This window comes from Niabella hirudinis (assembly GCF_051201075.1).
GTDB lineage: Bacteria > Bacteroidota > Bacteroidia > Chitinophagales > Chitinophagaceae > Niabella > Niabella hirudinis.
The window spans coordinates 343,803-357,847 of sequence record NZ_JBPEHJ010000003.1 but is presented as its reverse complement, the minus strand read 5'-3'; the positions used below and the strand labels follow the sequence as shown (position 1 = coordinate 357,847).

The window sequence follows — 14,045 nt, the reverse complement described above, 5'->3', positions numbered from 1 at the left end:
AATTAAATGTTTAATTTTTTTTATTTTAAAATTTTTTATGACTTTCGCAATAGAAATAAAACCTATGAAAAAGATCCCATTTCTGACATTGGCAATCATCATTTCCTGCTGTTTAAATGCAGCCGCCCAGCCCCGGAAATACCAGTCTGCCATTATTGCCTTTTACAATCTGGAAAATTTCTATGATACCGTTTTTCATAAACGGCAGGACGATGAAGCCTTTACTCCGGGAGGCACGAAAGCCTATACCAGTACTGTTTTTAAGGAAAAAACAGATCACCTGGCGGCGGTCATCTCCCGCATTGGTACAGATATTAACCCCGATGGACCCGCCCTGCTGGGGGTATCGGAGGTTGAAAACAATACCGTGCTGGATGCCCTGGCACAGCATCCGCTGCTAACTATCCGTCATTACCGGTATGCACATCATGATTCAAAAGATGCGCGTGGCATGGATGTAGCACTGTTCTATAATCCCCGGTATTTCCGTTTGCAAAAAAGCAGGCCGCTTTTTGTGAAAATCCCCGAGGGTACAAAAGAATCCGGCTATACACGCGATATCCTTTGGGTAACCGGGCTGCTGAATGGAGAAAAAGTACATGTGTTCGTAAACCATTGGCCCAGCCGCTATGGCGGTGAAAAAAAATCAGCCCCGGGCCGTATGGCCGCTGCCCTTACCATCCGCCGGTTCATCGATACCCTGATCAGGTACAATCCTATGGCTAAAATTATTGTTATGGGCGACTTTAATGATGAGCCGGTCAGCAATAGTATTGTAAACGGGCTAAAGACCACCGATCAGGCGGCAGCCATAAAAATGGGAGAACTGTACAACCCATGGGTATCCCTTTACAAAAACGGAACAGGAACCCTTGCCTACCAGAACGCCTGGAGCCTTTTTGATCAGATCCTCCTCTCCGAAGGCTTTCTTGAGAAGCAGCAAACCGGGTTCTTCTTTTATAAAAATGCTGTATTTAAAAAAGACGCGCTTATCGAAAACATTGGTCCCTACAGAGGATACCCCATGCGCAGCTATACCGGGGATCTGTACCGCGGCGGGTATAGCGATCATTTCCCCGTGATGATGGTCCTATTAAAACATTTCCCCTAGCGCTTCTTAAAAAACTATCATAAAAACACGCTATTAATTGTAAATTTTATAATTATACCCCATATCCGCAGAACGGAATTGGATTTAACCGCCCATCGGATTAAATTTGGAGGTTAATATTTTTAGTTTATACATTAATTCCGCGTAATTATGAATGAAGTATCTGACATAGGCGTTATTGGCCTTGCAGTAATGGGCGAAAACCTGATCCTGAATATGGAAAGCAAGGGTTTTCATGTAACCGCATACAACCGCTCTGTTGATAAAGTAGAAAATTTTGTAAACGGCAGGGCAAAAGGAAAGAATATTTATGGTGCAAAGTCGATCGAGGACCTGGTGGCCTCATTAAAATCTCCCAGGAAGGTGATGCTGATGGTAAAAGCCGGTAAACCGGTAGATGACTTCATCGACCTGCTGATTCCGCACCTGCATGAAGGCGATATCATTATTGATGGCGGCAACTCCCATTTTCCGGATACCGAGCGCCGGGTGAAATATGTAGAGAGCAAAGGACTGTATTTTATTGGTACGGGCGTTTCGGGCGGAGAAGAAGGTGCTTTACTTGGCCCCTCCATTATGCCCGGCGGATCCAAAGAAGCATGGCCTGCGGTAAAACCCATCTTCCAGGGTATTGCCGCTAAAGTAGCCGATGGTACGCCCTGCTGCGATTGGGTGGGTACCGGTGGTGCGGGTCATTTTGTAAAAATGGTGCACAACGGGATTGAATATGGCGATATGCAGCTGATCAACGAGATCTATCATATTATGAAAGACGTATTGGGCATGTCGGCTGATGCGATGCATGAAGTGTTTAAAGAATGGAATAAGGGCGAACTGGACAGCTACCTTGTCGAAATCACCCGTGATATCCTGGCTTATAAAGAGGCGGACGGTACCCCCATCATTGACCGCATCCTGGATACCGCAGGACAAAAAGGTACGGGTAAATGGACCGGAACCGTGGCGCTGGAACTGGGCGTTCCGCTAACGCTGATCACAGAGTCGGTATTCTCCCGCTGTCTTTCTGCATTAAAGGATGAAAGAGTAGCAGCATCGAAGGTGCTGACCGCTGGTCCGCAGCCCGGATTTAATGGCGACAAAAAAGCTTTTATTGATAACCTGAGGGACGCGCTGTATGCCGCAAAAGTTATTTCCTATGCACAGGGCTACCAGATGATGAAAGCGGCTGCGAAAGAATATAACTGGGAACTGAGCTATGGCAATATTGCGCTGATGTGGAGAGGCGGATGCATCATCCGTTCCCGCTTCCTGGGCAATATTAAAGAAGCATTTGACCAAAACCCGGACCTCGCCAACCTGCTGCTGGATCCCTATTTTGCTGAAAAAATTCAGGCCTGCCAGAACGGGTTAAGGCAGGTAGCTGCTACAGCCATACAAAACGGTATTCCCGTACCCTGCCTGAACGCGGCAATCAGCTTCTACGATGGCTACCGCGCCGAGCGGTTGCCGGCAAACCTGCTACAGGCACAACGCGATTACTTTGGCGCCCACACGTACGAAAGAACCGATAAACCCCGCGGACAGTTCTTCCATACCAACTGGACGGGAAGGGGTGGCGATACTGCGTCTACCACCTACGATGTGTAGCCGCCCGGACCTGTGAGGTTTTGTAAACCTCACAGGTCTTTCCTATTTCTTTTCAAACACCACCTCCCCGCCTGAATAGGTCTTCAACACTTTTATTTTTAATAATTCCGTTTCCGGGGCCTGCATCAGATCATAATCCAGCACCACAAAATCAGCCAGTTTTCCTGGCTCCAGGCTGCCTTTTTCCTGCTCCTCAAATGCCGCCTTTGCTGCCCAAATCGTCATTCCCCGCAGTGCCTGTTCTCTTGTTAACGCATTTTCTACCTGGAACCCCGATGCAGGAAATCCCGTTGCATCCTTTCTGACCACCGCCGCATAAAAAGTTTTCAGTGGCGAAATGTCCTCCACCGGAAAGTCGGTCCCCAGCGGGATCCAGCCATTTTGTTTTAATAATTTCAGGTAAGCATACGCGTCTTTTACCCGATCCCTGCCCAGCCGGCTACCGGCCCAGTACATATCGGATGTGGCATGGGTGGGCTGCACCGAGGGCACAATCTGGTAATCGCCAAAGAAATGAAAATCGTTGCCGTTGATCACCTGGGCATGCTCAATCCTCCAGCGCAGATCATTCCGGCCCTTCAGGTGTCTTGCATATATTTCCAGTATGGTGCGGTTGGCGCTGTCTCCAATAGCATGCGTGCACATCTGCCAGCCTTGCGCTGCAATAACACGCGCCACCGAATCAAAATGTTCGGGACTGCTCAACAGGAACCCCTTCCATCCCGCCCTGTCGGAATAGTCGTGCAACAGACAGGCGCCTCTTGATCCCAGCGCGCCATCCGAAAAGACCTTAAACCCCCGCACATGCATCCGGCTGGTTTTAATGATACCCCGCTTCAGCAGGTAATCATAGTTCTGTTTTGCATCGCTCAGCATGACATACAACCGCATTTTCAGGGCGCCGCTCTTTTGCATGGCCTCCATTTTCTCCACCATGTCGTAGTTGAGTCCGCAATCGTGTATGGAGGTAAGGCCCTGCTCAAAGCAGTTGGCCTGCGCCTGCCCGAGCATGGTTCTGAGCTCCTCAAAGGAGGGTTCCGGGATTTGCGAAGCCACTTTATCCATGGCATTGTCGACCAGGACACCGGTAAGCTTTCCATTCTTTACCTGGTATTCGCCCCCGGCAATAGTGTCGCCTGCTTTTACTCCTGCCAGCTCTAATGCTTTATTGTTAGCAATGGCCGCATGTCCATCGATCCGGACCAGGTACACCGGCCGGTTGGGATATTTTTTATTCAGCGCCTCATTGGTCGGAAATTCTTTATCCGGCCAATCATTCTGATCCCAGCCCCGGCCAATGATCCAGGCCGCAGCATCGCGGCTGGTTTCATAGTCACTAAGCCGGTGCAGTACCTCTTCCCATTGCCGGGTATTTACCAGGTCCAATTCAGAAACTGCTTTCGCATACCCTGCAAAATGTGCATGAGCATCAATAAAACCCGGGTAAATGAATTTTCCTGCCGCATCAAGCCGTTCTTTACAGGTATATTGCTTTTCCAGATTGTTTTTGGTACCCAGTGCAACGATCTTACCGTCTTTGATAACCATGGCTTCCGCCTTGCTAAAGGAGCTATCCGCCGTATAAATGGTACCGTTAAACACCAGCAAATCTGCTTCTTTTTTTGTGTGGCAGGCGATCATACATACATTTATTAATACAACAAGGGCCAGCGTACGCATAAGCTATTTTATAGCGAATATAAAAAAATAGCCCCTTTTTACGGGGGCTATTAATTGCTTGTTGCCGGAAAAAATATATAGAAAACTTAGTTCAGGTATTTTAAAAGATCTTCGCTCATGGGTTCTACCTTCGAGGGAAACACGGCAATCAGTGCGCCCTTCTCATCCATCAAAAACTTTGTAAAATTCCACTTGATCGGATCTTTTATTCCTTTCTTCTCCGCTTCAGCAATTAAATACTTATAAATAGGTGCCATATCTTTTCCCTGAACAGATATTTTGCTGGCCATTGGAAAACTGACCCCATAGTTTTTCTTGCAAAACTCAGCAATTTCATCGTTGCTGCCGGGCTCCTGGGACTTAAAATTATTAGCCGGAAATCCAACGATCACCAGTTTATCCTTGTACTTTTTATACAACTCCTCAAGTCCCTCATACTGATGGGTGTACCCGCACTTACTGGCCGTATTTACCACCAGGATCTTTTTCCCTTTGAAATCCTTGAAGTTGATGGAACCTCCGGTAAGCCCGTCTACCTTAAAATCATAAATGGAACTGGCTGCGATCCCCGCTACCAGCACCAACGTCATTAAAAATACTTTCATATATATGTGATTTATTTGCTAAAGGTAACCGGTTTTTCTTATTCTTTTTTATTAAACAACAATGCCCCGGGGCTCAGTCGCTGGCAAAACACAAAACGGCAATGCTCAACTTTACACCAGGTATTTTTAGTAGGACGTTGCCACAGGCCTCCAGCGTTGCACCGGTGGTTACCACATCATCCACCAGCAGCAGGTGCCGGTTTGCTGCAGGGGCGCCGTCCGGTACGCTGAACTTACCCTGGATATTGTTCCAGCGATCGATACGGTTTTTTTTTGTTTGGGTGGCTGTTGCCTGGCTTCTGTAAACGAGTTTTGCGCAAACGGGCCGATCGATAACCGAAGCAATACCACCGCATAAAACCAGCGCCTGGTTATAGCCCCGCTCCCGCTCTCTTGCAATAAATAAGGGCATGGGCACGATAAGATCGATCGAACTGAAACGAGATGACCTCTTTAATGCAGCGCCCTGCGCTACGCCCAACTGCTGCGCCAGCGCCCTGTTACCACCGTATTTAACCTGGTGCAGTATATGCTGCATAGCCGACTGTTTTGAAAAATAATAATGGGCGCAAGCCTCTTCAACCCGGATCCTTCCCGAAAAAATTTTTTCAATAGGATTGCGGGCATTATCTTCAAAGCCGGTTACCGGCAACCCGTGCAGGCAGGACAAACAGAGTTCGCTGTTTTGCGGTAAGGCATCACTGCCGCAACCTGCGCACACATGCGGATAAAAAAGATGAGAAAACGCACTCCAAAAGCGCTGTACTGTCTTCATGGTATTAGCTTATAACCAAATATACCAACAACGGTATGCAAAACCAAACTTTTATATGTAATTTTACCTTGTTATTCAGCCAAAATTGAAATTTAGTTGGTCTTTTCCTCCCAGTGGGTGCTGACATAAATAAAAATTATGGTTTTGCCCTTTAATACCATTATCGATACGATGATTGTATCGGACAATATTTGTTTTACAGAGCCTTTAACTGCATTTCTGGAGCAAAGCAGCGCTTTCCGCTTCAGGATTCAGGTAGTAACGGCCCCCTGCGATCCTTCTTTGCATATATCCCGGCTCCCTTCTGCTCAGCCAGCGCTTATCTTTTTTGCAGCAGACCTCACACGGCCCGAAAGTTTGTCGGCAGTTGCTGCATTGTCACGGTCCCTTCCCGGGTCCCTGCTGGTAACCTTTGGCGAAGTGGGGGATCTTGGCCTGCTGCTGAAATACATCCGCTCCGGTGTGCGCGGTTTCATTCCTGCCTCCTTCTCCGCCATTGCATTCAATGAAGCGCTGGTAAAAATCATCGGGGGTGATGCTTTTATCAGTACCGCCGTTACCCGTAAGATTTTTGATTATCTCAACCACAATATTGACCTGGCCGACAAACTTACCTTCCGGCAGCGGCAAATTGTAGAGGGTATCCTGGAAGGACTCAGCTATAAGCTGATCGCACATAAATACAAGATCTCTATCGATACCGTGCGCGAACATATCAAAAATATATATAAAGCATTCCGGATCAACAGCAAGGCAGAACTTATTGCATTGCTCCGGTTCCACTATCTTTAAATCACATCTTTATGTGATTATGTAACCGGCCAAAAAGGTTGGCTACCACGTACATTTGTGTAATCGTATTTAAAGTCCTCTTACCGCTTTTACTGCTTATATCTACGTGCGCATTGTTTTCTTTATCCTGGGTTTGATGGGTAGCCTGTTTGTTACAGCGCAGCAGTCTCTTGTGCGCTATGGCCTCAAATATGATACGGTAGTCATCCGACCGGGCGAAACATTTTCCAATAGTCTCTGGGTTGAAAACAAAAGCGCCGCTGCGGTTTGCCTTTTCCAAACAAACCTGGAAACCTCCGTAAAAGGACTGCTGGATCTGCCGGACAGCATTCGCTTACAGGCCGGTGAAAAAAAATGGTTCCCCCTTAAATATTTTGCCAACCGGCGCACGGTGCATAGCCATTTTCAGCAGTTTCGCTTCATGCTGGCGGCTGTACAAAAACACATTCCGGTACAAACCCAGGCTTCCTTTACGGCCTACCTGCAACAAATACAGGGGCTGGTGGTGGATACGGACGAACCGGAGATCTACCTGAGCCGGATGAGCCGGCAAACCAGCGTCCCTGTGCATTGCTACAATAACGGCCTGATCCCTGTCGACTTTCGCCTGGAGTTAAGCAATATCCCGGAGGAACTGGAATTTACCGGCGATGGAACCGGGCATACCCTTGGGCCAGGGCAGCAGCAAACCATTGTGTTTACCGCCACCAACAAGCTGAGAAGCCGTATTGCCTCCGACTTCCTGGTCACTATCCGGGCCCTCGACAAAAGAGGAAACCAGCTTGCCGCAAAGAGCCTGCGTATGATGAGCATGAGCAGCGACAAACGGCTTGGGCTGAACCAGACTTCTTTTTCGCAAAGTTTGCCCAATACCGTTGGCTTGCGGTATCTGTCTGTAAATGCTGGTCTATCTGCGTACCAGCTGCAGGGCAACGGCAGTCTTTTCCTTGCCGGCAGCCGCCAGCTCCAATACCGGTTAAACGCCGATTATGTAAACGACCCGGTGCAAAAGGGTTTCAACCTGTATGACACCTACATCAACTACCAATCCTCCAAGTGGGGATTGAGGGCCGGAACCATTTACGAGTTGCTTGATTTTAACCTGAACGGGAGGGGCATTAAAGCCCGTTTGCAAACCGGACCCGGCCGATCGCTGAATTTATACGGAATTGATAACAACTACATGTTATACAACGAGCTTCGCTCCCTTCCCCAAAACCAGGGCGCTACTTTTGCCATTGCTTATCAGGACCAGTCATCGCCCGTAAATAATAAAACCCTCATCTTATTACGAAATTCCAATACCTGGAGCCATGTTAATACTTCGCTTTTCTCCGGAAGCATCGCCCTGCCGGTTAGCGAAAAAATACATTTTGGGGCTGAAGCCGGCTACAGCCAGCTTCATATAAAAGACGCCCGCAGCCGGAGGGGGCTTGCTGCAGGATTAAAGTTCGCATACAATGGCAGCCGTATCAGGGCCTATAGCTACCATTATTATTCGACACCCTACTACGGAGGGTTAAGAAGAGGATTGCTTCAGCTGGACAACAGCGGTTCCTTTGATTTGGGCAGGAGCCGCACCCTCTCCGCCACCATACGCCTGCTAAATAATAACCCCAGGCTGCTTTACTATTTTGGCAATGAATATCTTTCAACAATTAACCGTTCTGGAAACAGCATTTACGAAATTGGCTACAGCAGCCGGCCTGGAAACTGGAACCTTGCCCTCCGGCCTTACTATTTTGCACAACATATCCGGATGCAAACGGAAAACAAAACCCGGAGGTCGGGATCCGTTCGTGGAAAAATAAACCTGGGTTATGTTGACGCCATGCATACGGTTTTCCTGGAAGCAGATAATGGCTATACGTTTCAAAACGCCGCTCACCAGCCCAAAACTTCTTTCTTTTCCTCGCGCGTCAATGCATCGTACAAAGGCCAGGTATTGGGTTTTTCGGTATTTGCCCAGTTTAACAGCTATTATTTAACGGACGCCCTGGCACTTAAGCTGGAGCGGCCACAATATCGTTTTTTGTCCCTTGGGCCTACGGCAGCCTTTACCCTTTTTCAACAGCAGGTATCTGTAAATGCAGGCGCTTCCTATAATTATTCCGGCTATAATCATGGCTCCAACTATTCCATAAACAGCAATCTCCGCTGGCAGCTTAAAAACAACTGGGCATTAACTGCTGATCTGCTCTTTGGAGTCAATGTACAGCCGATGGCCTATAATATTATCCGGGGGGCCGGGGCCGGTGATGACCCTGGCGATCCCACCCCGGCATACCGATACAGCAGCAGGCAACTCCGGTTCGGAATAGAAAAGAGCTTCAATACCAAAAATCATCAGCAGGAAGGAAAACTGGAGCTTTTCTTTTATACCGATCTCAATGCCAATGGCCGGCGCGATGCGGAGGAACCCGCCGCCGCAGGTGTACAGGTACGTATCGATGGTACGATGGCCATTACCAACAGGAAGGGTGCTGTGAAATTTACGGGCGAAAAAAACAAAAGCTATTCGGTCTCCATCCTGAATAATAAGAACTGGAGCCTCTTGCAGGGCCTTGAAATAACACTCAAAAAAAACAGCCGGATGGACGTAGCGCTTGTAAAAACGGAATTGCTAACGGGTAGATTGGTTTATGTGGCAGATAAATATGCCGATGCTCCGCCAACGCCGGCCGGTATCCGGGTAAAAGCGGTTTCAAAAAACGGAGCCGTATTTATGACGCTTATTAATGAGGAGGGGTTGTTCCGCCTTTATCTTCCCGAAAACCAATATACCCTTTCAGTAGAAACCGGGGCACCGGGCTTCACCATGCTCCAGGAAAACCGGATAGTACAGGTTCGGCAGGAGCAGCGCCAAACGATTGAACTAAAGTATAGCTACCAGGGCCGGAAAGTAGAGGTAACCCGGTTTTAGCTAAAATGACTTAATGCGCCGTTAGCGTATAACGAATATTGACCACATAAGTGCCGGCAGGTTTGTTGATCAGGTATTGTGTGCCGGACGCAGGTACCCGGTAGCGGATATTCAAATACCGGTCCACCGCAGGAAGAGCGCTGCTCACCAGCAATTGATCTGTTGCAGAGAGGGCACTGATGGTGTTAACACCGGTTTGGCCCGAAGCCGGGCCCAACTCCAATATACCTACCGGCAGCGTGACCCCGGAGGCAGCGCCGGCGCCTGTAAAATCAGCCGCCAATGCTTTTACACTGATATCATAGGGTGTTGTTTTGCTTACCCGCAAATGATTGGCCATATCTACGGCTACCCCGTTTTTGTAATTTTCCGCGGATTGAAAAGAAAGGGTCACATCCGTAGCAGAAACAACCAATTCGGAAAGATCATTTACGGTTACAAGAAGATCTACGTTTTTATTGTAGGTGGCCGCCGGTCCGCTGGTGCCGGTACCCTGCAGCACAACCGTGGTTTTATAACTTCCTTTATTGATAAAGCCTGCTTTAAGATCCGTTGGGCTGATAAAAAAACGGGCATTAAAATCGGTTTTGTTGCCCTGCAACACGGGTGCATTAGCCACCAGCGGCTGGCTGGTAGTCCCCAGCGGCACCGTTACTGCTCCCATTTGCACCTGTATTTTACCAATGGAAGTTTGCGGATCTGCTACCCCCGGGTAGCTATTGGTAAAATCCATTTGGGGTGAGGAGGTTGCCGCCACCGTTAACTGTACCGGAACCGTATGCCGCAGCTGAAATGCGTTGCTGAATTCGAGCGTTGTATTGCGGAAATATTTCAGGTCATTAACCGTCAATTCCATATTAGCGGGCGCAGCGGAGATACTGCTTGCGTTGATAAATGCGGGCACAATAACGGTCATGGTAACCTGTGCAGGAGTAACGGAAGCTCCAATGCCGATGGCACTAAGCGTATAAGCCAATGTATTGGAATAGGTTCCGGCCAGCCAGGTCGCTTGGGAAAGCGCAGGGGCCTCGTACTTTACCTTGAAAAGCCCATCACTAAGCAATGATGACTCCAAAAGCGAACTGGTCATTGACTGGTTGAGCGAAGTACTAAGGGTAACGGTATTTCCCGTTGTGGTTCCCCTGATATAAGTAGCCGTAAATCTTCCCAGGGGAATGGCAGCACCGGAAACAGGGTTCAGGTCTCCATTGCCCTTTACCATAATATTGGGCAGCAGCGAAAGCAAGCCGTGGTTATAGTTGTAGCCGTCTGCTTCTACACTTTTAGTATCCGCAATTAAAGCCGCTTCGTCAATGGTCAGCTGGGGGTTCTGGGCCGCTACCGGCGCACCACACCCAAGAAACAGCCTCAGCCAGAAAAGGCCGGCCAATTTATTCATCCACATGAATGTTTTTTTCTGCCACCTGCAGGTCATTACCGGCGCCGGTGTCCAGTATGGCTACCGCAAGATAATCGCCCGGGGCCTGTTTAACCAGCGGGCAATACGCTACCTGGTTGCTCAGGGGCGCTATGGCCATAGGTACCGGCGCCGGTTTTATTTCTTCTCCTGTTTGTTTATTCGTCAGTTCAAAACGAATAAAGCCATCTTTATGCACCTGCCCGGTATTTTGATACTTTACGATCAGGCGCTGCACAGCACTATCCTTTATACGCAGGGACTCATAATTAAATGCCTCAAATTGGAGCGAGCCGCGATCCGCCGCCTGTGGCGTGTAAAACAACTGTATTCCAAATTCCATGCTGATCCGGATACCGAGGCCGGGCTTAGCCTTTGCATTAGTACGCGGCGCATTTACCTGCGTAAAAAACAACATGCTGTTGCTTGCCGTTTTCTGGGTGTCTGCCAGGGGTATCCGCATATTGACCGTATAGATTTTTTTTTCGCCGGGAGCGATTATAAAATTGGTCTGGGGCAAACTGATATTCTTTGCATTGGAATGCGGCAGGCTGCTTTCCGGAAAATAATGTTTGGTGCCCAGCGAATCGCGGTTCCAGTCTTTAAGATTCAGCAGGAATTCATAGGGTTGGCTGGTTGTATTGGATATCGTGATGGTTTCACTCACGGTTTCTCCTGGCGCGCCTTTAAAAAAAAGACGCATGGGCGAAAAGGAGATCTGCTGGGCTTGCAAACCACAGCAAAAAAGAAGGCTTAAGAGGAGGCAAAGGGGCCAATGGCTCATTGGGGGAGCGATCATTTTAAAATAATAAAGCAGGAAGTTCTTGTTATTCAAAAATCCACGCTATGGGTGCGGCAAAAAATCAATGCGCCGCAACCGTATATACAATATTTGTAGTGTATTCGGTTTTGGCGGCGGCAATTAATGCTGCATTTACGGGAATTTTATATTGCACATCAAACCCCTGGTCAAGGGCAGCCGGCGATGTTGAAATAAGCACCAGTGGCAATGTAGTTGGCGTCATATCGGCCGAATAGTTTGCGGAACCTGTTGTACGCGTGGCCAGCCTTAAAATACCCAAAGACAATGAAGTGCCGGTTGAGGGAAGGAAATCATTGCTTCCTTTTACACTCACATCATAGCTGACGGTGCTGGTAACGCGAAACTGGTCAACGATCTCTTTAACCTGTTCGGTGTTGTAATCTCCGGCATCATCGTAGGTAAAATCAACGTTGGCTGCCCCCAGCGGGGCCGTTGTAGATACGGATGTCACATCCGCTAATGTTACTTTAACCGTCACATCCGCTAATTGGGGTTGGGCTTGTGCAGTGCTGATCATGCAAATGGCAAATACGGCCAGCACGATCCTGTTTTTGGTTGTTTTGTGCATTCGTACAAAGTTTTAGAGGAGAAATTCAATTTCTAAGCAGGATAGTTTCCTATTCTAACAGCAAAAGTGGAAGAATTAGCGGCCACTAAAAAATTTATACTATCACATATTGATGTGAGCGGCTTAAAAAAGATACTGGTATACTTCCTCTACCCGGCTCATGCGGATCACTTCAATCTGAAACCGGCTAACATCTTTCAGCGATTGGTTGTATTTGGAAACGATAATCTTTTCAAAGCCCAGCTTTTCGGCTTCAGCGATACGCTGGTCAATCTTGTTCACCGCGCGTATTTCACCGCTTAACCCCACTTCCCCGGCAAAGCAAATGGTTTGGGCCAGCGGCACATCTTCATAGGAAGATAATAAGGAGCAAAGTACAGCCAGGTCAATGGAAGGATCTTCTACCTTTATACCTCCGGCAATGTTTAAGAATACATCCTTAACCCCAAAATGGAAACCGCCGCGCTTTTCCAGTACCGCCAATAATAACTGCAGCCGGCGAAGATCAAAACCGGTAGCGGTTCGCTGAGGAGTGCCATATACAGATTGCGTTACCAGCGATTGCACCTCAATGAGCAAGGGCCGTACCCCTTCTATAGTTGCAGCAATGGCAATGCCGCTCAGCTGATCCTCCTTTTGAGTGATCAGTATTTCGGAGGGGTTCAAAACACCCCGCATCCCCCGGTCGGTCATTTCATAAATCCCCAGCTCGGAGGTACTGCCAAACCGGTTCTTTAACGTACGCAAGATACGGTAGGCATAATGGCGATCGCCCTCAAACTGCAATACCACATCTACCATGTGCTCCAGAATCTTTGGTCCGGCAATGCTTCCTTCCTTGGTAATATGGCCGATGAGGAAAACCGGCGTGTGCGTTTCCTTGGCATACCGCTGAAATTCGGATGTACACTCCTTAATCTGCGATATACTCCCCGGTGAAGCATCAATAACAGGAGACTGCAATGTTTGTACCGAATCCACAATGACCAGTTGCGGCTTTAGTTTTTTTATCTCCTGGAAAATGGTTTGAGTGGAGGTTTCGGTAAGCAGAAAAAACTGTTCATTGATCTTTTTGACACCGCCCGCCATCAACCGGTCTGCACGCATCTTGATCTGCTGCTCACTTTCTTCCCCACTTATATATAAAACCTTTGCATCTGCAAAAATTAAACCGCATTGTAAAAACAAGGTACTCTTACCAATACCCGGTTCTCCTGCAACCAGGATGATGCTTCCGTTTACAATACCGCCGCCAAGTACCCTGTTCAGCTCCACATCGCTGGTTATCATGCGTTCTTCCTCCTGGCTGATCACCTCGTGAAGGGGAATCGTTTTATTGCCGCGCTTTACGGTGTTCGTATATTGATTCCAGTCCGTTTTATCAGATCCTTTATCAATCACTTCTTCCACAAATGTATTCCATTGCGCACAGGATGGGCATTGCCCCAACCACTTTACACTCTCATACCCGCAATGCTGACAAAAAAAAGATTTCTTAACCTTAGCCATGAAGTAAAGATAACAGAATTCAGCATCCGGCATCAAGCATCAGGACATCAGCTTTCAGCAATCAGCGATTTGAAATAAACCGGCTCCGTATTTTAATGCAAACAAATCTCTAAAAAGTAAAAAGGCCAATCTTTCGACTGACCTTAATACTTACTAACCCATTAAATTCTGATACTAAGGTACAAATCTGGCTTAGAAATAAAAAATCAAATTCGGGAAGAATGGTATTAACAA

General features: G+C 47.9%; 11 protein-coding genes. 4 read left to right on the top strand and 7 right to left on the bottom strand.

Annotated features, from left to right (window positions below):
• Positions 1-64 precede the first annotated feature (64 nt).
• The gene (locus GGU45_RS08005) at positions 65-1,111 is read left to right on the top strand and encodes an endonuclease/exonuclease/phosphatase family protein (protein ID WP_435223618.1); all 1,047 of its coding nucleotides are present in this window, start codon (positions 65-67) and stop codon (positions 1,109-1,111) included.
• A gap of 150 nt (positions 1,112-1,261) precedes the next feature.
• On the top strand, positions 1,262-2,719 hold the full coding sequence (gene gnd, locus GGU45_RS08000; protein ID WP_435223617.1) for a decarboxylating NADP(+)-dependent phosphogluconate dehydrogenase: 1,458 nt from the start codon (positions 1,262-1,264) through the stop codon (positions 2,717-2,719).
• 42 nt (positions 2,720-2,761) lie between these two features.
• On the opposite strand, the gene GGU45_RS07995 is transcribed toward gnd, so the two are convergent.
• The 3 genes from GGU45_RS07995 to GGU45_RS07985 all read right to left on the bottom strand — a co-directional run bounded on the left by GGU45_RS07995 (position 2,762) and on the right by GGU45_RS07985 (position 5,779).
• Positions 2,762-4,399 (bottom strand): amidohydrolase, encoded by a 1,638-nt coding sequence (locus GGU45_RS07995; protein WP_435223616.1) that lies wholly within the window; start codon positions 4,397-4,399, stop codon positions 2,762-2,764.
• Positions 4,400-4,485: 86 nt separating this feature from the next.
• Positions 4,486-5,004 (bottom strand): glutathione peroxidase, encoded by a 519-nt coding sequence (locus GGU45_RS07990; protein ID WP_435223615.1) that lies wholly within the window; start codon positions 5,002-5,004, stop codon positions 4,486-4,488.
• A 73-nt stretch (positions 5,005-5,077) separates the two neighbouring features.
• Positions 5,078-5,779, bottom strand: a complete 702-nt coding sequence (locus tag GGU45_RS07985) for a ComF family protein (protein ID WP_435223614.1) — start codon at positions 5,777-5,779, stop codon at positions 5,078-5,080.
• Between the two features lie 138 nt (positions 5,780-5,917).
• Here GGU45_RS07985 and GGU45_RS07980 point away from each other — a divergent pair, with 138 nt between their 5' ends.
• Both GGU45_RS07980 and GGU45_RS07975 read left to right on the top strand, forming a co-directional pair.
• The gene (locus tag GGU45_RS07980; protein ID WP_435223613.1) at positions 5,918-6,571 is read left to right on the top strand and encodes a helix-turn-helix transcriptional regulator; all 654 of its coding nucleotides are present in this window, start codon (positions 5,918-5,920) and stop codon (positions 6,569-6,571) included.
• 136 nt (positions 6,572-6,707) lie between these two features.
• Positions 6,708-9,494: a COG1470 family protein gene (locus GGU45_RS07975; protein WP_435223611.1), complete on the top strand. Its 2,787-nt coding sequence runs from the start codon at positions 6,708-6,710 to the stop codon at positions 9,492-9,494.
• 10 nt (positions 9,495-9,504) lie between these two features.
• Here GGU45_RS07975 and GGU45_RS07970 read toward each other — a convergent pair whose 3' ends face one another.
• The 4 genes from GGU45_RS07970 to radA form a co-directional block, all read right to left on the bottom strand.
• Entirely contained in the window at positions 9,505-10,893 is a 1,389-nt protein-coding gene (locus GGU45_RS07970; protein ID WP_435223610.1) for a hypothetical protein, read from the bottom strand.
• Positions 10,886-11,695 carry a fimbrial biogenesis chaperone gene (locus GGU45_RS07965; RefSeq protein ID WP_435223609.1) on the bottom strand — a complete coding sequence of 270 codons (810 nt, stop codon included), beginning with the start codon at positions 11,693-11,695 and terminating at the stop codon, positions 10,886-10,888. The genes GGU45_RS07970 and GGU45_RS07965 overlap by 8 nt, the downstream gene beginning before the upstream one ends.
• 79 nt (positions 11,696-11,774) lie before the next feature.
• The gene (locus GGU45_RS07960; RefSeq protein WP_435223607.1) at positions 11,775-12,302 is read right to left on the bottom strand and encodes a hypothetical protein; all 528 of its coding nucleotides are present in this window, start codon (positions 12,300-12,302) and stop codon (positions 11,775-11,777) included.
• Between the two features lie 123 nt (positions 12,303-12,425).
• Positions 12,426-13,811, bottom strand: a complete 1,386-nt coding sequence (gene radA, locus GGU45_RS07955) for a DNA repair protein RadA (protein WP_435223605.1) — start codon at positions 13,809-13,811, stop codon at positions 12,426-12,428.
• Between the last annotated feature and the right edge of the window lie 234 nt (positions 13,812-14,045).